We start from the raw sequence: 17,225 nt of genomic DNA on the forward strand, positions 1-17,225 counted from the left end.
TTGCCTCTTGGTTATAGGCCGGATAGACTTGTTTGTACTTAAAGTTTCTTTCTCTGTTTGTACTTCTCCGAACATCCAGGACGAAACGCTTTTCCTGCGTTTTAAGATATTCCTTAGCAATTTCGGTGCATAGAAGTCATAATCTAACTTGTGGCATTATTTACCTCCTTCCTCTTTTACCGTCAATAATCCAGTCGTCCCGCATTGCGCCACCGTCCGAAAGCACCGTCAATAATTTCCCGTTTGGTACGTTCCCGGTAAATCTTCGATTTCCAGTAGCCGATACGTACCTGTATGTATCTCCATGTCTCGATGTATGCCCGGTTCAAGTGTTGCTCAATACTGTCCAGCGACTTGTTCACGGACTCCAGTACCATCAGCAGGTCGCTGGTCGAGCAGGCCGCTGCGCCCGTGGCATACAGCACGAGGTCGCTCACCGACTTATAGAGGTGTTCTCCCTCGTTGGCGATGTCCCGTATTGCCTTTTCATTGATAGTCAGTATCAGTGCGTCTGACGGCTCGATGTTCCCATGTTTCAGGATTTTCTCATGGAAAGCCTCCAGCATGGTCTTATAGTCACCGATACGGTCACTTACCGAACTGTAGGTATCCTTCACGTTCAGCACCGTCCGTAGGGACTGGTACATCACGTCGATGACATCAAAGGCACGGGTATAGCGGTCAAGGTCGATATTCACTTCCTTGTATTTGCCCGTCTCCTCACGGCTGTACTCGTGCAGCAGTTGGTTGCTGTATTCCAGTGTGCTTCGGGCCAATAACAGGCTGCGTTGTTTCTTGTGGTCGTTGATGTACGCTTCCACCGACATGATATCGAATGTCCATTGACCCTTGGCTACATCGGGTAGTAGCGCAAGCAACGTGATGGCTATCAGCATAGTGCGTTTCATGGCCGTACCTCCTTTCTGCCACTTCGGGATGTCCGTGCGTTTTCTACCCAGCGGTCATGGCACTCTTCCACGAGCGTCAGCCTACGACCCTCGTCCGTATCGAGTTCCGGTAGCACATCCTTCAGTACGTCGATGATGTTCCGCTTGTAGTGCATCATCTTCTCCAAGGATACGAGGTCGGCGTATATTTTCGTGATACGTGAATCCACTTCTCGTGCGATTTCGAGGCGGTCACTTGACCAAAGCAGGTGGTACACGTCGCTGTTCGGTACTTCTTCCATAGGTTCTGTACGGGCATACTCGGTAGTGATTTTACAGTTGGGATATTCCCGTGCAATTTCCGATATGCGATTATTCACGATTTTAGTCTTTTCCTCGTTCGGCAGGTTCGGATCGAGTGTCAGTACATCGGCAACGTGCGTGTCTGTGTATGCCGAAGTCAATTCCCAACTGATTTGGATGATGGCACGGTGGATTTTGATACCCAGAAAGTATTTCGGCTTCCGTGCGATAGAAATAGTCGCACGGAACGTAATGATACCATTGATGTTCGGCATCGTCGCCTTACGGACGAACGTATAGCCGCTCCATGTACCTCCGTCCTGCCAAGTGAGGCTGTAGGCTGTCTTACAATCCTGCATGATGGCCGGTAGGCGGTAGTAATCATCTGTCGGCACATCGTTCTCAGCTTCCGCTTCCTGCTTCGCATCTGCGTACTCCTTCTGCTTTTGTTGCCACTCGGCAAGTTCGCTTTTCAGTTCCTCGATACGTGTCCGGTTGGAGTTATATTGTTGCCGGTAAGCTGCTGCGTCTTCCACGCTCGCCTCGGCAATTTTTTTCAGAAGGTCGGCGTTTTCCTTTTTCAAGGCACTAATCTGAGATTGAAGAACGGCAACCTGATTGTCCGCTTCCCGTATCAGTGCGTCCAGTTCTGAAAGGTCCAGTTCGTTCTCCGTTACCGAGGTCTGCATGACGCACTCTTTGGAGTGGGCATCCAGTGAGCCGCCACACTTACGGCACTTGTATTGTGTCGAGCCTTGTCCCAGCGTCGCCCCGTCTGAACAGGTTACACTGATGGTCACGCTTTCACATCCCTGCAATTTTGCGGCGTCCGTCGCCTGATAATAGTTCCGTGCATCGGATGCTATGTAATAGACATAGCCTTCCTCGTTGTCATTGAACTCCGAGAGGCGGGCATTGAGCTGCGCTTTGAACGTGTTCAGATCCATCGAATAGGAATCGAAGACATCCTCATAGACTACCTCCGTCCGGTTCCAGCTCTGTGTCACATGTATCTCATAGGCGTATGCCTTCTTGGTTTGCTTGTTGCCTTTGCTGATGATGTAGGCCTGTTGTCGGGTATTGATAGTATAGGTGTAACCGTCGTTGCTGTTGTTGAGCTGTTGTACTCGGCTTCTTGACCATCCGGCATACTGTTCTGAGTTGGCAAGGGCCTGCTCCCGTTGCGAAGCGTTCGGGTAAAATCCCGGATCGCTCGTATTAAAGCGTGTCCATGCGCCCCCGTTCAATATGCTGTTGTCGTCTGTCGGTGGGTAGTAGTCGCATAGAGAAATGCTTCCTTGCTCACGCCGTGCGATATACCACCGTTGCGTGTAATAGTTCCCGACTGCATTGTCCATGTAGTCGGTCATCCACGATGTGAGGTCGTAGTTGCTGAAATTGAACAATGCGGCCACGCTGTCCTGACCGCCCACCATGTCGATTAGCAGACTACCGATGTCATGTTCCGCCTGCTCGAAGAGAGTACCGTAGTGTTCATACAGGTTGCCGATTTCATTGGCTTTGCCGCCCAACAGGTCATGGAACGCACTGCTTTGCAGTAGAGCGTCACCGAGGTTCTCCATACCAGATGTTGCCAGCCCTACGCCCATGTTATAAAGGTTGTCGATATCGCCTTTCAAGTTCTCGATGGTGAAATTGCCCGGCACTTTGGCCAAGTTGTCCAACATCCGTTGCCAATCGGTACCGCCCAGTTCTGCGAGGTTCAGCAAACTGGCGATGTCGTGGTCAATTTCCAGAAAAGCGATGTCCGAGAACGTCAGTGTGCTGTTGGTCACAACGCTTTCGAACTGCATACACAGGCTCTTCGTATCATCGCAGACTTTCATCAGGTAACTGCCCCAGTGGATGGCTGTTTGTGGTGAGCGTAGCATCAGTTTCGCTACCACCCATATTTTCGGCATGATTTTCTCCGCCACCATATGGTAAATTCGACGATAGTAGTAATTTTCCGTGCTGCTGCACCAGATGCCAAGGTCGGACAGAGCCTTGTGTTCCAAAAATTTGGAAGAAAATATCCCTGCTGCTGCCACCTCTGCCGCCGTATAGTGTTTCAGAATATCATCCACCTGCTCGCGGTAGTAGCTTTCAGCCACTACCTCCGTGCCGAATGCGGCGGCCATGGCCGCCACGGTACGTGCGTCATAGTTCACGCTGTAATATTGTGCGTGAACGTGCTGTGTCAGGGCAGGCAATAGGATAACCCAAAAGATAAACAGCCGTTTCATCGTTTCAGACCTCTTTTATGTATTCCGGTTCCTTGTGATTGAAATACCACCGCTCAGATTCGATACAATTCTCCGTGACAAGTCGGCAGAACATATCATGTATGATGGTAGTATCCTTGATGGCCCTTTTGATCCGGGCTTCTTGGGAGCCGAACCATCTCAAGAAGAAAGGCTGGTTTAGATAAGTTTCGCGCACGGTCTGATAGCGTAGCCATCCTAAGTCACTCAGTCTTTTTTCACTCATCGGACTGCTGTTCAGTTCCCGGAATAGTTCTTCACGAAATCCGTTTTCATCGAAGGCAGGTTTGCTGCTACACAGCCTGTCGCACATATCGTAAAACTCCTTTTCTTTGGGGTTTTCTTCATAATATCGGTTCAAGTACGTTTCCAGTTCTACATCGGACATACCCAACCGAAGGGAATACTCCGCCAATAGCCGTTCGATGGCAGCTACCTTGTCCGGTGTCATGTCATCCATACGGAGCAGGTTCTCCTTGGATAGCATACAAAACTCCCGGAGGGACAAAACAGTGAGTTCCGGATTATTGACAGAAATTTGTTCGCGCGTCAAGCTGCTTTCAAACCCCATCATATTTATTCCGTAGTCCAGTGACAGGGTGATTAAAATCCTTTTCGTTTTCATTATGATGTTATTTTAGTGGTTAAGTTCAGTACACGTCCCGCTTCATTAACTTTCTGTGCAAACGGCAATGCCTTGCCGATACCGCTGGCATCCCAGTCACGGCAATATGCCTCGATAGCCTTTTGGTGGCTGCATTGTAGCTCGCGCTTGTAAAGTTTCAGAGCCTCTTTCTCTGCCCGTTCAGTCGTGTAGGTCATGTAGCACTCGTGCGGTTCCTCCACGCCATAAACACCGCTGGTCGTGCCCCGGCGGATAAATACCTCGCGGAAGAAGCTGCGTCCTTCCTTGTTTTCGAGGCGGTTGATGGTGAAAATTTTCTTACAGTCCACGTCCGTTAGGCCAAGAATCGCCTTGATGGTGTCGAAACGTTCCTTGAATTTGCTTTGGTCAAGCAGCATCACCACATCCGAGTTGTTGATGATGGCCTCTTTCACGATTTCGCTGCCGATGATGTCCTGTATCTCCTGTGTCACCACACCTACACTGGCCCAGAATTTACGTGCCGTTTTGTACATAAATTTGATGTATTCCGCCATCAGCGGGCTGGCGATGGCTTTCCACGCTTCCTCGATGACAAGGACTTTGCGGTTCTTTTTGATGCGCATTTTCTGTAAGAAAACATCCATGATAATCAGCGTGACCAAAGGAAAAAGCAGCGGGTCATCTTTTATACTGTCGATTTCGAAGACCACGAACGTCTCGTCGAACAGCGAGCTGTCCATGTTTTCGTTCAGCGTTTTTTCGTGGTTGCCGCCCAAATAAAAGTCCTTCATCATATAGCGGTATGTCGAGAGGTCGATGCCCGTGATACGGTTCTCCTCACAGATATCCGGGATGCGCTGCACGGAATATTCATAGAAAGAGTTGAATGACAGTTCTTCCACTTTCAGTTCCTTGCGCCGACCCTCTATCTCGTCAATGATACCCTCGATGCGGGCCGCGCGTTCCCGTTCGCTTTCGTGCCGCTTCTCACTGCTGTTGCGGTCATCAATAACGAGGCTCTTACGCAAGTCCTCACGCTGTTGGGGTGTGAAGCTCTCGAAACCGTTGAAGTAGGCGTCGTAATATTCCGTGATGACGTGCTCTATCAGACGGTCTTCCGTCTTTGTGACCGTTCCCTGCGTACCTTTCCAGATAAGCAAGACGAGGTTTTTCAGGAATCCCGTTTTTTCTACGTTCATCTCTTCCCGATTGATGCGGAACGGATTCATCGTGATGGGCCGTTCCTCGGTATAGCTGATATACTTGCCGCCGAAATACTCGCATAGCCCCTCGTATGAGTTACCCGTATCGACCATTACCACGTCCGTCCCCTGTTCATGCAACTGGCGCACGACGGAATTCATGTGGAAACTCTTTCCGCTGCCCGAAGGCCCCAGGCAGAAAAAATTCGAGTTGTCGGTCAGCTTGTTCTTTCCCTCTTTTCCCGTGATGTCGATAGCTACCGGAACACCTTGGCGGTCAGTGTAATAAACTTTTAGCGGTGTTTCCTCACTATGCTGCACCCGTTCTTTGTACATCAGGCATACCGCAGCGTCGGAGAGGGTCAGAAAACGGTCATATTCCTCGTTCAGGCTGTAACAGTTGCCCGGAAACGAACTGACGAACAGTTCCAGTTGGTTGTATGCACGCTTACTGATGTGTATGCCCATGCGCCCAAAAGCGTTTTCCAAGTGATTCGTGCATTTTTGAAGGTCGGTGTCCGCAGGCACGCCCACCACCATGTTGAAGTGCGTGTACACGAGCAGTTTGCTTTCACGGGCTATTACGTCCTGTACCTGTTTGATGTCCTCTACGGCCATTTGGTTACTCGGATTGGGGATGCTTGCATGCCGGTTCTTCTTTTTATCGAGTAATGCCAGTTCCCGCTTCTGGCTGGGCAGGAAAATAATTTGGTTGTACACCACCGTTTCTGCGTTCGGAATATTATCCACCACCGAGACAAGATCCACTGGCATCTCGGTATTATTCACCTCGATATTGGTATAGGGACGTATCAGCGAGGGGAGCGCGGCGCAGTCCACGTCCACGAGGCTGTACACCTTACAGCGTTTGTCACCCATAGATACCGTTTCGTCGTCAGCCTTGACATTCGTCATCGAGACCATACGGTCTTCGAAGTTCATCGCAAAGTAACGGTCCACATATTCGCTTGCCTCGGCTTTGTTCAGGAATTTCACTTGTACACCGCTGTCGCGTAGTAGGTCTCGAACCTTATAAATTTTCACGAGGAAATCGCGCCATTTCTTGCTATCGTAAGAGAAAAGACGGCTCTTCTTGGCTTCCTGTGTGATAGTCAGATAGCAAAGGCTGTCCGTGTACGGACGCCCATTAAAATAACGGAAGTACGATGCCGAGAGAAATTCTTGATTATGCTCCGGCTCGTTCGCGAACTGTTTCCTTACGAAGATGTCCTGTTTGTGCAAGGCATACCCTTCGCCCAGTGTCTGCGCAAGGGCAGAGAATAGATGCGTGAAGTCGTAATAGCTGTCAATGTCCGCTGAATACTTCTGTACCGGATTTTCGATTTTCAAGACGGCGGAATATTCGCCCGTCTTGGTGTACAGCACACCCACACCGTCTGTATCTTCCACAGAAAAATAGATATTCTGAAAGATATGCTTGCGCTTGCCGCCCGTACCGAACGTATAGACTGACAAGGCCATACCCGTACATAGGGCGATGAAAAATAAAATGATATATAGGGTCATTCCGATATTCGTTCATTAAATAGGGGCAGGTCTGCCTCGGCTGGAGACGGACCCGCCCGCGTTCAACAATCAATCAGCCACACACATTGCCGTGATGGTTTTTCTTATAGTCATACTTTGTGCGAATAGGCATACACATACACTCCACGTTTTACATTTTTACTGTGCAGCCCCTTTCGCTGTTTGAGGATGATAAGCACGATTCCCGCAGATAAGACAGTTGCCAATACGACCAGTCCGGCCACAAAGCCCATAAGACAGTAAGCGGCGATGAAGCCCACAATGGCCCCACCAGCTACGCCTGCCGCCCAATAGATGTAGCGACCTTGTAATCCCATCAGTTCCAAAGGCCGTTGCAGTCCTTTGAACAGCGGGTAATCCGGATAACGTCCGTTATTAGTCATTCCTCCTGGCTGTTTATGCGTTAATTCCGAAGAATAGAGGTAATGCTTGGGCTGCCGCAATCAGGAAAAGGCACGCCCCAACCACCATCATAATCTTCTTCTTGACATCCTGTTCCTCGTTGTTCATGGCGATATACACCGAAATGGCTCCGATGATGGCCACAACACCAGCAATGGCATAGCAGAGTTTGACCATCACAGGAACGTATTTCACGATTTCCTCGGCTACGGTTGATAGAGCTGTCGTACCGGCTGAGTAATCGCCTGCCGTACTTTGAGCCATAGCAGGTATGCCTCCTAACAGGGCAATGATTAACATTTTTACTTTGGTGGAAACTTGCATGATAGTTTTCTTTGCCTTTCGGCACATTCTTTTGAATTTCTGAAACATATTTATTACATTTTTTGTGGTACTTCTATTTTTGAATTGGTTTTACACTCCTGTCAGCCACCTATATGCGGTAGCCGAAGAAAGTGGGGAACACGATTGAAGCTCCAATGATGAAGAGGCACGCACCGACAAGTGATACGATAGACTTCACCACACCGTCCTCGCCTGTGTTCATTTTGATATAGATTTGGAGCGCGGCAACGACTACGAAAACCGAGGCGACAGCGTAGCAGATGTACAGCACGTACAGCATCATCGTCACCACGAAGTCGTGCATCGTTGCAAGTGCGTCTGCACCCCAACTGTAGTTTACGCTGCCGCTTTTGGCGAATACCGCATAAGGGACAAAGCACAGTGCACATAATATTTTTTTTGCTTTCGACATTTTACAATCGGTCTTTGAGAGGTTTCCATACCAGTTCCGGACGGTTGTCCGTCTTTCCTTTGGCAAGCATCGCTTTGTACAGTTCGTCTGCCGTGTATGCGTCCGACAGGTAGGTCTCGGTTTCTTCCATCTGTTCCTCCGCTTGGGCTTTCAGCCGTTTCAGCTTCTCCGCCACGGCTATCTCGCCATTATTCTCTGCGGTTTCCGTCTCCTGTGGTGTAGGTGAAGCGGTAGGGGCAACATCTGTTTCATACTTCTCATTACCCACATTGAATCCCGTATCGCTCTCCGTCACGGACACACTCTGTTCATCTTCCGGCGCACCGAGGTCAAATACCTCTTCTTCCGGCTTACCATTTCCTTTTTTTTCATAAAGGTCCTGCACGATGATAACCGCATAATAGACGAGATAGGCAACTGTCAGGACAATGGTGAAAATAAAATATGATTTCATATCTTTTTATGTAATATGATTTATTATATTTGATTGTGGCTGCAAAATAAGAATGGATAAGTTTAAAGATAAAATTATTGGCTACAAAACATATTATTTTAATATGATATTTTCTCAAAATGCAAAAATCATATTACAAAATCATATTCAAATACGATTTTACATAAGAAAGCAGGAAAAGTTGGGGTATAAAAAAAGCCCTCCGTGAAGGAGAGCTTAGGGAGTGGGTTGTTCATTGTTTCTTCCCGCGTAGGTAGTCGTTTAGGTCTTTGTAACCGGCATAACGGTTGGACTCGTTATAGACGCGTCCATCATACATCCCGGCTATGGTTTCCACTGTCTTTTGTCCGGCAAGGTCATTGTCAAGGTAACAGTGGATATACGTGTATTTTTGCAGATACGTCAATGTCTTTTTCAGATTACTGATCGAGTTCATAATAAGGTGGTCACAGGGAGCATTAATACAAATGGCACTATCGTCCGTCTGTTTGAGAGTCAGATAGGACAGAAAGTCCATGAACCCTTCAAACAGGCAGACACGGCTCTGTGTCTCACCACGCGATTGGAGTATCAAAGAAATGTCCTTGTTCTTGATACATCCTTTATAATAAGGGTTTCGCACCTCGTATCCACCGGATATGTTGCCAAAAGCCAGTGCAAAGTAACGTCGCTGGCGCAGTTCGTAATGCACTTCCTTACAGAACATTCGTCCGATATCCGAATCAATCATACGTGAATGGAGATATGAGAACAGTGCGTGGTGTCGCAGCGGCACGATAATCAGATTTTTCATGTCGGCTTCCACGGGTCGGAACGTTGTGGGCAATGTCCGGGTTTTCGGTAGCGATACACCATTGACATGCCGTTCGATGTATGCTAATGCTTCACTCACACTTTTTGTTTCGCAAAGGTACTTACCCAGTTCCACAAGGTCGCCTCCGGTGGCCTCGCCAAAATCATACCATTCATTCAGCCGGTCATTGACTTTGAACGATGGCGTCACCTCTTTCCTGAGAGGCGAAAGATACCAGTATTGCTCTGATTTCATATACTGCGCACGGTGGCCGAGCTGGGCCAAAAAGTCCACGATACGCACTCGTTTTGCTTCATCTATGGTCATATTCAAATTCTTTTCACTTGTTTGCGCAAAAGCGGTTTAGTTTAGTTTGCGACCCTATATATATAAATACTAAATTAAACTGAATTATATAGGCCCGCGCCCGCTCTCATTCTTCATCGAAAAGCATGGTTTCTGCCTGTGTCATGTCATAATAAAAAAGTTTATCTCGTTTGATAACCAGTTTTAAGGTGTCAGTCAGATATTGCAGCAGTTTGACCATTACGTTTCTCCCACGCTTAAATCCGATTGCCTCGTAAGCTGTCATCATGGCTTGCAGCATATTTTCAAACCCACGGATAGGTTTGTCTCCAAACGCAGCGGAAAGGGCTTCACGGTGCTGTTCGACGCTTAGTTCCATAAAACCCGTCCGCTGTTTCGGTTTCTGATGTGGGGCATTCTCAAACAAATGCCCTTCTGCGAGAACCGGGAGCCCGCCCTCATTAACAGTGAAAGCAAAGGGTTTAAACTCTTTCTCACGGATGTGTAACGCATGAACCTCGCTGACGTTGGGACAATCGTTGTTTTTGCTGATGACCAGTACAGTCTCCGCCTTGTTGCTCATTTCCGTACCGATATGCCCGCGCACATTGTTATCTCCTTTATTCAAGTGTAGCACACAGTGGATATGCAGGTCATACTTTGATGACCACTCCATCATCTTGTTAATGACTTCCACGGACTCACCGGTGCTGTTTATGTCAAGCATCAGGTCACGGATACCGTCGATGATAACAAGTCCGTATCCTTTTCTTTGACGTAAGGCGTAGTCGATGACCCCAATGCGTATTGCCGGAGAGTATTCGCGCAAGCAAATAAAGTCGAGGTTTTCACTGTCGGTTGTAGTGGGCAGTCCGGCAAGCCGCAAGATGCGTTCCAGTACATTATGACAATGAAAGCGGCTCTGTTCCGTGTCCACGTACAGAATCTTACGTTTACCTTCCGGGAGGTGCGCCCGGTAGTTCAGCACTTGTTTTCCTGCCAGCGATGCAGCGACAATGGCCGAAACGTTAAATGTTTTTTTTGATTTCGCCTTGCCGGTTGATGCGCTGAAGTTGCCGAGCGTAGCAATGGTCGAGTTGTCTATCCAGATAATCTGTGGCGGCGTTTCATAGGTGTCCGTCGCCCGAATCTGCGAGGCGGAGAGGATATCCGATAAGAAATCCTCCTCCGGCCTCATATCCACATTATATTCAGTTCTTCTTTCGTTTTCCATGGCGTCTTTGATTAAAGAAAGGTTGTGTGGCAGCGGCCTCGTTTGCCATACGTGCTGCTTCATCTACGGTTGGTTCATAATTCTGCAAAAGCCATTCATCCAGATCTTCTTTGGCGAAATATATCATTTTGCCACGTGGCTTGTAATGCGGAATCTCCTTGCCTGATGTTAGCTTGTACAGCATACTCTCGGATATTCCGATATACATACAAGCCTCTTGGAAGGTAAACACCTGTTTGGTGGTATATATATTTTTTTCCAGCAATGCGATGCGTTCCAACAGACTCTCTATCGGATCTAATTTCTTTAGGATGGCTTCGACGCTTGTAAGCCGTTCACTCAGCCGTTCCATGAATGTCAATCTATTATTTTGCATAAATGAGTTATTATAAAATTAGACAATGGAAGTATGCCCTCCGTTATGTAGCGCGCTAACGGAGGGCAAAGATAGGGCAACCCAAAAGGTCAGCATGAGTTTGCACCGTGATAGTAACCACGTATCACGGCAACTATCACGCTTTTACCTTTCACATACTTCGCTTATTGGCACTTCTTACCACTCTCTCAGTTCATCAATGGCTCGCCTGATACCGTAACCTGCTGATGTCATGTTGTTGCGTAGAGCAGACAGAGCGGATGAAAGGCTTGAAGCTGAAACGAATCCTTTTCCGTCCTTGGTTTGTAAGAACCGTCCATTACTGAGAACGGTCTGCCATTTGGTTTGGATGAACGAGTGTTCAAGGAGTGTATCGAACAGGATGGCCACATGACGGATATTGTTTACACGAATACAGAATCCTTCCTTGCAGGAAAGCAGGGCTTCCATATCTTCCACGTGTAGGGTAGAAACGCAAAACAGATGATAAGCATTGGCACAAGCCGTAATACCTATCATCTGTTTACGAGTGAGATTGCATCCAAAGGAAAGAGGATAAATCCTTGTCGGGCCGTCTTTGCAGCACGTGATGGACTGTGATGGTGGCACAAACATATCATACATTCGTTTCAGTTCCATACACTTCTCGAACGAGAAGTCTGCTTCGGTAAAAAGTGATCGGATAAGATTGGAACAATCGTTTAATAATCCTTTGACGATATGAATGTTCATTTCATGGCAGTTCCGGCAGACCGCATGATTGCAGTCGATATACCGGTGGCTGTTTACAAAATCCTCCACGTAACGGTGGTACTGCTTACTACCCGCCACGACATCACGGAGATACATTGTTTTTGCTTCAACGAGCAATGCGAAAAATTCTTTCGCTACATCCTGTTCTTCAACAAAATGGTGCAGATGTTTCTTCCCTCCAAAAAGAGAGAGGGCCATTGTTAGGTCTTTTCATGATGAAATACTTTAAATTGGATTTATAATATATTATAAGGGTGTTGCTCCCGAAAGAAAATCCTGCCGGAACAACACCCTAAATAAGTGTTTAGATATCTGGTCTGATGCTCATCGCATTGTCAATCGAATAAACCGTTAGTCAGATTTACTGCATCGTCTTTTTTCTTATTGACGATTTTGGCATACACTTGGGTCATCTTTACAGATGTATGACCGAGCAATTTAGATACAGTGTATAAATCTGCTCCCAATGTCAGCATCATTGTGGCGAACGTGTGGCGGGCCGTGTGAAAGGTGAATCGCTTGGAAATTCCGGCGGCTTTGGCCCATGGTTTGATAAGCTGGTTGATACCTGAAGGCAAATCGAACACATGGTCGTCTGCTGTCTTGTCCCCACGTTCCGGCATCCACTTCAACGCTTCATTGGAGAGCGGAAGGTAAATCGGTTCCTTTGTCTTCTGCATGGCTACTGCCAAGCGATATTGGCCGTTGTCAATAAACACGTTCTTCCATTGCAATCCGATAATATCACTGATACGTAGTCCACAGAAGCAGGAGAACAGGTAGGCACTTTTTACCCCCTCGTTCTGCATTGGTGTAGCGATTAATGATCTCACTTCTTCAATAGTCATATACGAACGCACACTTTCCGGCATCTTGGGCTTCTCCGATTTTTCCATTTCGTTGAATGGATTCTTTAAGATGCGTTTCGCACGGACAGCGGCATTTAACGCACCGTTGAAAATCTGGTAATAGGTATTACGCGTAGAAGCCGAGAGGGGCTTTCCTTTGGGACGGTAGCTTGTCAGCATATAGTCGATATAGCCGTGGCAAAAAGTGAGGTCAACCTGATTTAGTGTGAACCTTTCTCCTGCATACTCTTTCAAGATATCGGTAACAGATTTTATCTGACCCGTGTTTTTCTTACCACGTTTCTTCTGTTCCTCCTTATAGAGCTGCATCCAGTCCAGCAGATAAACCTTATCCTTGTGATTCATGATACCGGCTTCACCACTTGTCAACTCTATGATACGCTTCGATTTGATTGCATTTGCGGCAGCCATTGTCGTTTCATTCTGTTGGCGGGCATTACGATCCGTTTCCGGAATAAGATACATTTTCAGATACTCGTATGTCCGCTTACCATTACGGTATATATCCAGATACAAACTCTTGCTGCCATTGGCCAATTCCTTCGTTCGAAGACGAATCGGCTCTTTCACTTTTATTGGTTTTCTGGTCCTTGGCATATTTGTGTCCTTTCATTTGTTATTTCCTATCACAAAGGTACAAATAAAAAGCGGAATCAAGAAACAAATAAGAAACAAAAATGCACCTAAAAAGAGCAAAACAACTGAAAACGTAGAAAACAACTGAAAATAAAAATTTGTATGTAAATTATTGATATATAGCTATTTTATCTATATTTATTTGGAGCTTGTTTTCATTTTATATATGTCTTTATGATTATTGGTAAGTAATCGTTGTAGTTGAAACGTACGCCTAGCTCTTGGGCGATCTCATAAGCGGCTTGCTTTCCTCTTAGTACGGCGGTAGTACCTTCTCCGATCCGTACGGCATCACCTACGCCGGCACAACGTTTTCCAAATGTATATTGGCCTTTGGTTAGCAATTGGTTGTCGGGAATCAATCCTGTACATATATTAATGACATCAATACCATCGATCACTTTCTCTGTTCCCGGGATTGGCTTGAAGTTCTCGCATTCGCAGACAACCGCGCCGGTGATACCTGTCCGATCCAGGTTTGGAATGGCTTTCAAAAGCATATGAGAGGTATAAATAGGTATGCCAAGGCGGCGAATTCGATTCGCTTGTACCGGAAATCCACCTTCATGGGGCATCGCCTCTAAAATAGCCTTGACTTTCGCTCCGGCTTGCATCAATTGGTAGGACGTTAGGTAACCTATATTACCGGCGCCTACTGTCAATATGTTTTTGCCGAGTAACGTGAATTCAGCGTTCATCATTTTCTGTACGACTGCCGCTGTATAAACTCCGGGCACATCATCATTCTCGAAGGTCGGCATAAAAGGAACCGCACCGGTAGCGACTATCAAGGCTTGAGCTTCTACATAGAAATTTTTATGGTTAAGCATGTCTTTTACGGCGATACGCTTATTTTGTAGGATATCCCAGACCGTAGAATGTAAGAAAATACCAGAGTGGTCGTCTCCGGCTAAAGTTTTCGCGATATCGAAACCACGCATACCCCCAAAGCGCCGCTCTTTCTCGAAAAAGAAAAATGCATGGGTTTGCATCAAAAATTGACCGCCGATCTTATCATTGCTATCGATTACGATGCTGTTCAAGCCTAGTTCTTTTAAGGTTTCCCTACAAGCTAATCCAGCGGGGCCGGCACCAATGATGGCCACATCTGTTCGATAGATCTCTACCGGTTCTTCTCTGGGTTCTATTTGGGAATCTGTCGTATAATTCTGTACTGTTATTTCCGATACTTCCTTTACATTGTCTACTTTCGTAATACAGATACGCTTTACTTCTCCGTCTACCAGCATTTCGCAGGCGCCACATTTACCGATACCGCAATTCAGCGAACGATTGCGGCCATTTACGCTATGACTGTGTACTGGATAGCCGGCCTGATGTAAGGCGGCGGCGATGGTAAAACCCTTCATTCCCGTTACGGGTTTGCCATTGAATAAAAAAGTGTGTTCTCCCTCTTGTGGAATTGTTAAAATAGGATGATTAACGATTCTTTCCATAATTGCTATTGATTTAATTGGGCTAAAATTACGGATATAATTGGATAAATGTCCTAATTTTACTTGAAATCTATTCATGAAAAAGCGATTATCCCTAAAGATTTAGGAGTAATCGCCGTGTTTTACTTGAAATTTGTCGTTTTGAGTAACCGCTCCACCAACCATAGCGTCGGAAGCGCTTTCATTTAATGTTAATTCTAGTGCGCTAACGATAGGAACCGTTAGAAAAGTGTTCCTCATCCGCTTCCGCATTCATCCGGAAGGCAAAAAGCATTATCATAAACAATAATATAGAAAATAACTTCTTAATCATGCCTCAAACCGATCAATCATCATTTTTATCTTTGTTTGTAAAACAATTTGCAGCTTGAAATGTTTTATATTCAAACAGTCGATAAAAAGAAAAGCTCTCAGACTAAAAGAAATTACTGGTGAACCTTTTCAAACAATCTTCTGTTATACTATAAAATGACTCAGAAGTCACCTTGATAGTAGTCATCGTATAATAATTTGTTAGTAGTATTTGTTTTTTCATATAAGTAGAGTTTGTTATTTGTTTGGTCCGCATGTAGCTGTGAAGCTGGATGCGGATTTTTATTTGTTTCCGCATGGAATCTGGCTTTCAATAGAATTTAGATGGCTAAATATATCGTTTTTGTCTAACTCTGTTTGCTCAAAAACAGATAATTTGTTTCACAAATGTTTTACAAGGGTTATGGCAATGAATTGGGACTTTTGGGGCATAATTACCCAAAAATGTCCCATAAAATCCCGTAATATCCCAATTCATATGTTAATGCTAAAATATAAGATGTTGTGTGTCATGACTATCTGTAGATAGGCGAAATTTGGCATATCCGTTGTTCTATATCTATTGATTACGTTAATATGAATAGATTGTTTAATTAAAAATCAAGAGTCATGAAAAAGGTATTAGTTGCAGTAGTATTGATGATGGGTATTGGTAGTTTCAGCGCATTTGCCGCAGAGACAAGTGTTGATTCAGTGGTAATCGCTTGTGAGGTTAATCAAGATGACTTTGTTAAGGTCGAGGTAAAGGATCTTCCGGGAGTAGTTACGCAATCCATAGAGAAATCTTATCCGGATTCAGTGATCCAAGAGGTATATGTTGCGGAAAAGACTGGAGGGAAACTCTTTAAGGTGATTTTGGTAATCGAGGGCAAGGAGGCTATCGCTATCTTTAATGAAAAGGGAGAAGAGATGAAGTAGTTATTAATGAATAGGATAATCCAAGATAGAAATAAACTCTATATTTGTCCCAATAACCGTATGCAATGAGCGTCTACCACTTTTTAGGTAGGCGTTCTTTTTTTCTTCTATTCCCATTCTCCCTTCCAAATGGGAGATCATTGTACTTCGACACTACACTGGCGATTCAAGTCCAAATTTTTTAATTAGCTTGAGAAAGAGACTGTTTTTTGAATTTCGGTATTTATTTATTGATTATCAATAAATATTTGTTACATTTGCAACGTCGTTTAAAATTAACATCATACGTCATGAAAAGAATTTCAACAGCATTTCTTCAAACAGTTATTGTTCTTATCGGTATTGTGGCACTTATTATTTTGATTTGGTTTCCCTTAACTGAGGGACGAGCCACACACCTAGATTTATTTAGTACTTACGCTGATCCATTTATCTTATATGGATATGGAGCGTCAATGGCTTTTTTTGTTGCGTTGTACAATGCTTTTAGGTTGCTCGGTTATATTGGGCAAAATAAAGTATTTTCAACAAACTCTGTAAAGAATTTAAAGAACATAAAGCATTGTGCGATCTTACTAAGTATTTTAATCGTGGTGGCAGGACTATTTATAAGGTTGACCCATAATACAGAAGATGACCCCGCAGGTTTTCTTGCCATTTGTATCGTAACTACTTTTGTCGCTATCGTAGTTGCGACAGCCGTGGCTGTATTTGAAAAATTATTGCAAAATGCGATAGATATGAAATCAGAGAATGACTTAACAGTTTAATTATGCCTATTATTGTAAACTTAGATGTAATGATGGCAAAGCGGAAGATTTCTTTGAACGAACTTTCTGAAAGAGTTGGTTTGACATTATCTAACCTTTCTATCTTAAAAACGGGAAAGGCGAAAGCAATTCGTTTTAGTACCCTAGAGGCAATTTGTAGAGCATTAGACTGTCAGCCAAGCGACATTTTGGAATATGTAAATGATGAGAAAAAAACAACATAAGGAATCAACACTTTGATGCGGTTCAGTCTGCTTATTAGTATAATACAACTTTATGTAGTGCCTAACTCTTGTAAGAGTTTGTTATTTTGGATCCGCATGTAGCAGTGACGCTGGATGCGGATTTTTATTTTCTGTTTTATTTTGGCTATTGAA

General features: G+C 45.3%; 17 protein-coding genes and 1 pseudogene. 3 read left to right on the plus strand and 15 right to left on the minus strand.

Translation table 11 applies throughout. The features are described 5' to 3' along the window. Positions 1–182: 182 nt before the first annotated feature. From HMPREF0999_RS10755 to HMPREF0999_RS22480, 15 genes and pseudogenes are all read right to left on the minus strand, one after another. Positions 183–908, minus strand: a complete 726-nt coding sequence (locus tag HMPREF0999_RS10755) for a hypothetical protein (protein ID WP_005836908.1) — start codon at positions 906–908, stop codon at positions 183–185. Further along, the gene (locus HMPREF0999_RS10760) at positions 905–3,436 is read right to left on the minus strand and encodes a hypothetical protein (RefSeq protein ID WP_008669194.1); all 2,532 of its coding nucleotides are present in this window, start codon (positions 3,434–3,436) and stop codon (positions 905–907) included. The genes HMPREF0999_RS10755 and HMPREF0999_RS10760 overlap by 4 nt, the downstream gene beginning before the upstream one ends. Before the next feature lie 4 nt (positions 3,437–3,440). Beyond that, positions 3,441–4,079 carry a hypothetical protein gene (locus HMPREF0999_RS10765; protein ID WP_005836910.1) on the minus strand — a complete coding sequence of 213 codons (639 nt, stop codon included), beginning with the start codon at positions 4,077–4,079 and terminating at the stop codon, positions 3,441–3,443. Next, positions 4,079–6,790: a helicase HerA domain-containing protein gene (locus HMPREF0999_RS10770; protein WP_008669193.1), complete on the minus strand. Its 2,712-nt coding sequence runs from the start codon at positions 6,788–6,790 to the stop codon at positions 4,079–4,081. The genes HMPREF0999_RS10765 and HMPREF0999_RS10770 overlap by 1 nt, the downstream gene beginning before the upstream one ends. 110 nt (positions 6,791–6,900) lie before the next feature. Continuing rightward, positions 6,901–7,194 carry a hypothetical protein gene (locus tag HMPREF0999_RS10775; RefSeq protein WP_005836913.1) on the minus strand — a complete coding sequence of 98 codons (294 nt, stop codon included), beginning with the start codon at positions 7,192–7,194 and terminating at the stop codon, positions 6,901–6,903. A gap of 13 nt (positions 7,195–7,207) precedes the next feature. After that, a complete protein-coding gene (locus tag HMPREF0999_RS10780) occupies positions 7,208–7,585 on the minus strand; it encodes a DUF4134 domain-containing protein (RefSeq protein WP_005836915.1) in 378 nt (125 codons plus the stop codon). Between the two features lie 61 nt (positions 7,586–7,646). After that, complete coding sequence (locus HMPREF0999_RS10785; protein ID WP_008669190.1) at positions 7,647–7,970, minus strand: DUF4134 family protein; 324 nt, start codon at positions 7,968–7,970, stop codon at positions 7,647–7,649. Position 7,971: 1 nt separating this feature from the next. After that, positions 7,972–8,424 carry a hypothetical protein gene (locus HMPREF0999_RS10790; RefSeq protein WP_009275915.1) on the minus strand — a complete coding sequence of 151 codons (453 nt, stop codon included), beginning with the start codon at positions 8,422–8,424 and terminating at the stop codon, positions 7,972–7,974. Positions 8,425–8,656: 232 nt separating this feature from the next. Next, positions 8,657–9,544, minus strand: a complete 888-nt coding sequence (locus HMPREF0999_RS10795) for a toprim domain-containing protein (RefSeq protein ID WP_008669189.1) — start codon at positions 9,542–9,544, stop codon at positions 8,657–8,659. 106 nt (positions 9,545–9,650) lie between these two features. Further along, positions 9,651–10,757, minus strand: a complete 1,107-nt coding sequence (locus tag HMPREF0999_RS10800) for an AAA family ATPase (protein WP_007218162.1) — start codon at positions 10,755–10,757, stop codon at positions 9,651–9,653. Then, entirely contained in the window at positions 10,735–11,133 is a 399-nt protein-coding gene (locus HMPREF0999_RS10805; protein WP_004322056.1) for a helix-turn-helix domain-containing protein, read from the minus strand. The genes HMPREF0999_RS10800 and HMPREF0999_RS10805 overlap by 23 nt, the downstream gene beginning before the upstream one ends. 177 nt (positions 11,134–11,310) lie before the next feature. Continuing rightward, positions 11,311–12,084 carry a hypothetical protein gene (locus HMPREF0999_RS10810; protein WP_008669188.1) on the minus strand — a complete coding sequence of 258 codons (774 nt, stop codon included), beginning with the start codon at positions 12,082–12,084 and terminating at the stop codon, positions 11,311–11,313. Between the two features lie 137 nt (positions 12,085–12,221). Further along, positions 12,222–13,352, minus strand: a complete 1,131-nt coding sequence (locus HMPREF0999_RS10815; protein WP_008669185.1) for a site-specific integrase — start codon at positions 13,350–13,352, stop codon at positions 12,222–12,224. Between the two features lie 200 nt (positions 13,353–13,552). After that, positions 13,553–14,848: pseudogene (locus HMPREF0999_RS10820) on the minus strand (FAD-dependent oxidoreductase); the annotation flags it as partial. A gap of 102 nt (positions 14,849–14,950) precedes the next feature. Then, positions 14,951–15,088 carry a sodium ion-translocating decarboxylase subunit beta gene (locus HMPREF0999_RS22480; protein WP_138995458.1) on the minus strand — a complete coding sequence of 46 codons (138 nt, stop codon included), beginning with the start codon at positions 15,086–15,088 and terminating at the stop codon, positions 14,951–14,953. 681 nt (positions 15,089–15,769) lie between these two features. On the opposite strand from HMPREF0999_RS22480, the gene HMPREF0999_RS10825 reads away from it, so the two are divergent. The 3 genes from HMPREF0999_RS10825 to HMPREF0999_RS10835 all read left to right on the plus strand — a co-directional run bounded on the left by HMPREF0999_RS10825 (position 15,770) and on the right by HMPREF0999_RS10835 (position 17,072). After that, entirely contained in the window at positions 15,770–16,078 is a 309-nt protein-coding gene (locus tag HMPREF0999_RS10825) for a hypothetical protein (RefSeq protein WP_009275917.1), read from the plus strand. A 290-nt stretch (positions 16,079–16,368) separates the two neighbouring features. After that, entirely contained in the window at positions 16,369–16,848 is a 480-nt protein-coding gene (locus HMPREF0999_RS10830) for a DUF2975 domain-containing protein (protein WP_010183028.1), read from the plus strand. Between the two features lie 2 nt (positions 16,849–16,850). Next, positions 16,851–17,072, plus strand: coding sequence for a helix-turn-helix domain-containing protein (locus HMPREF0999_RS10835; RefSeq protein ID WP_005862373.1), 222 nt, complete (start codon positions 16,851–16,853; stop codon positions 17,070–17,072). Positions 17,073–17,225 lie beyond the last annotated feature (153 nt).

Source organism: Parabacteroides sp. D25 (genome assembly GCF_000307475.1).
In the GTDB taxonomy this organism is placed as follows: domain Bacteria; phylum Bacteroidota; class Bacteroidia; order Bacteroidales; family Tannerellaceae; genus Parabacteroides; species Parabacteroides distasonis.

What these genes read in the sequence shown, in the direction of transcription:
- HMPREF0999_RS10755 (WP_005836908.1), bottom strand. Translation starts at nt 908, where the DNA reads ATGAAACGCACTATGCTGATAGCCATCACGTTGCTTGCGCTACTACCC.
- HMPREF0999_RS10760 (WP_008669194.1), bottom strand. Translation starts at nt 3,436, where the DNA reads ATGAAACGGCTGTTTATCTTTTGGGTTATCCTATTGCCTGCCCTGACA.
- HMPREF0999_RS10765 (WP_005836910.1), bottom strand. Translation starts at nt 4,079, where the DNA reads ATGAAAACGAAAAGGATTTTAATCACCCTGTCACTGGACTACGGAATA.
- HMPREF0999_RS10770 (WP_008669193.1), bottom strand. Translation starts at nt 6,790, where the DNA reads ATGACCCTATATATCATTTTATTTTTCATCGCCCTATGTACGGGTATG.
- HMPREF0999_RS10775 (WP_005836913.1), bottom strand. Translation starts at nt 7,194, where the DNA reads ATGACTAATAACGGACGTTATCCGGATTACCCGCTGTTCAAAGGACTG.
- HMPREF0999_RS10780 (WP_005836915.1), bottom strand. Translation starts at nt 7,585, where the DNA reads ATGTTTCAGAAATTCAAAAGAATGTGCCGAAAGGCAAAGAAAACTATC.
- HMPREF0999_RS10785 (WP_008669190.1), bottom strand. Translation starts at nt 7,970, where the DNA reads ATGTCGAAAGCAAAAAAAATATTATGTGCACTGTGCTTTGTCCCTTAT.
- HMPREF0999_RS10790 (WP_009275915.1), bottom strand. Translation starts at nt 8,424, where the DNA reads ATGAAATCATATTTTATTTTCACCATTGTCCTGACAGTTGCCTATCTC.
- HMPREF0999_RS10795 (WP_008669189.1), bottom strand. Translation starts at nt 9,544, where the DNA reads ATGACCATAGATGAAGCAAAACGAGTGCGTATCGTGGACTTTTTGGCC.
- HMPREF0999_RS10800 (WP_007218162.1), bottom strand. Translation starts at nt 10,757, where the DNA reads ATGGAAAACGAAAGAAGAACTGAATATAATGTGGATATGAGGCCGGAG.
- HMPREF0999_RS10805 (WP_004322056.1), bottom strand. Translation starts at nt 11,133, where the DNA reads ATGCAAAATAATAGATTGACATTCATGGAACGGCTGAGTGAACGGCTT.
- HMPREF0999_RS10810 (WP_008669188.1), bottom strand. Translation starts at nt 12,084, where the DNA reads ATGGCCCTCTCTCTTTTTGGAGGGAAGAAACATCTGCACCATTTTGTT.
- HMPREF0999_RS10815 (WP_008669185.1), bottom strand. Translation starts at nt 13,352, where the DNA reads ATGCCAAGGACCAGAAAACCAATAAAAGTGAAAGAGCCGATTCGTCTT.
- HMPREF0999_RS22480 (WP_138995458.1), bottom strand. Translation starts at nt 15,088, where the DNA reads ATGAGGAACACTTTTCTAACGGTTCCTATCGTTAGCGCACTAGAATTA.
- HMPREF0999_RS10825 (WP_009275917.1), top strand. Translation starts at nt 15,770, where the DNA reads ATGAAAAAGGTATTAGTTGCAGTAGTATTGATGATGGGTATTGGTAGT.
- HMPREF0999_RS10830 (WP_010183028.1), top strand. Translation starts at nt 16,369, where the DNA reads ATGAAAAGAATTTCAACAGCATTTCTTCAAACAGTTATTGTTCTTATC.
- HMPREF0999_RS10835 (WP_005862373.1), top strand. Translation starts at nt 16,851, where the DNA reads ATGCCTATTATTGTAAACTTAGATGTAATGATGGCAAAGCGGAAGATT.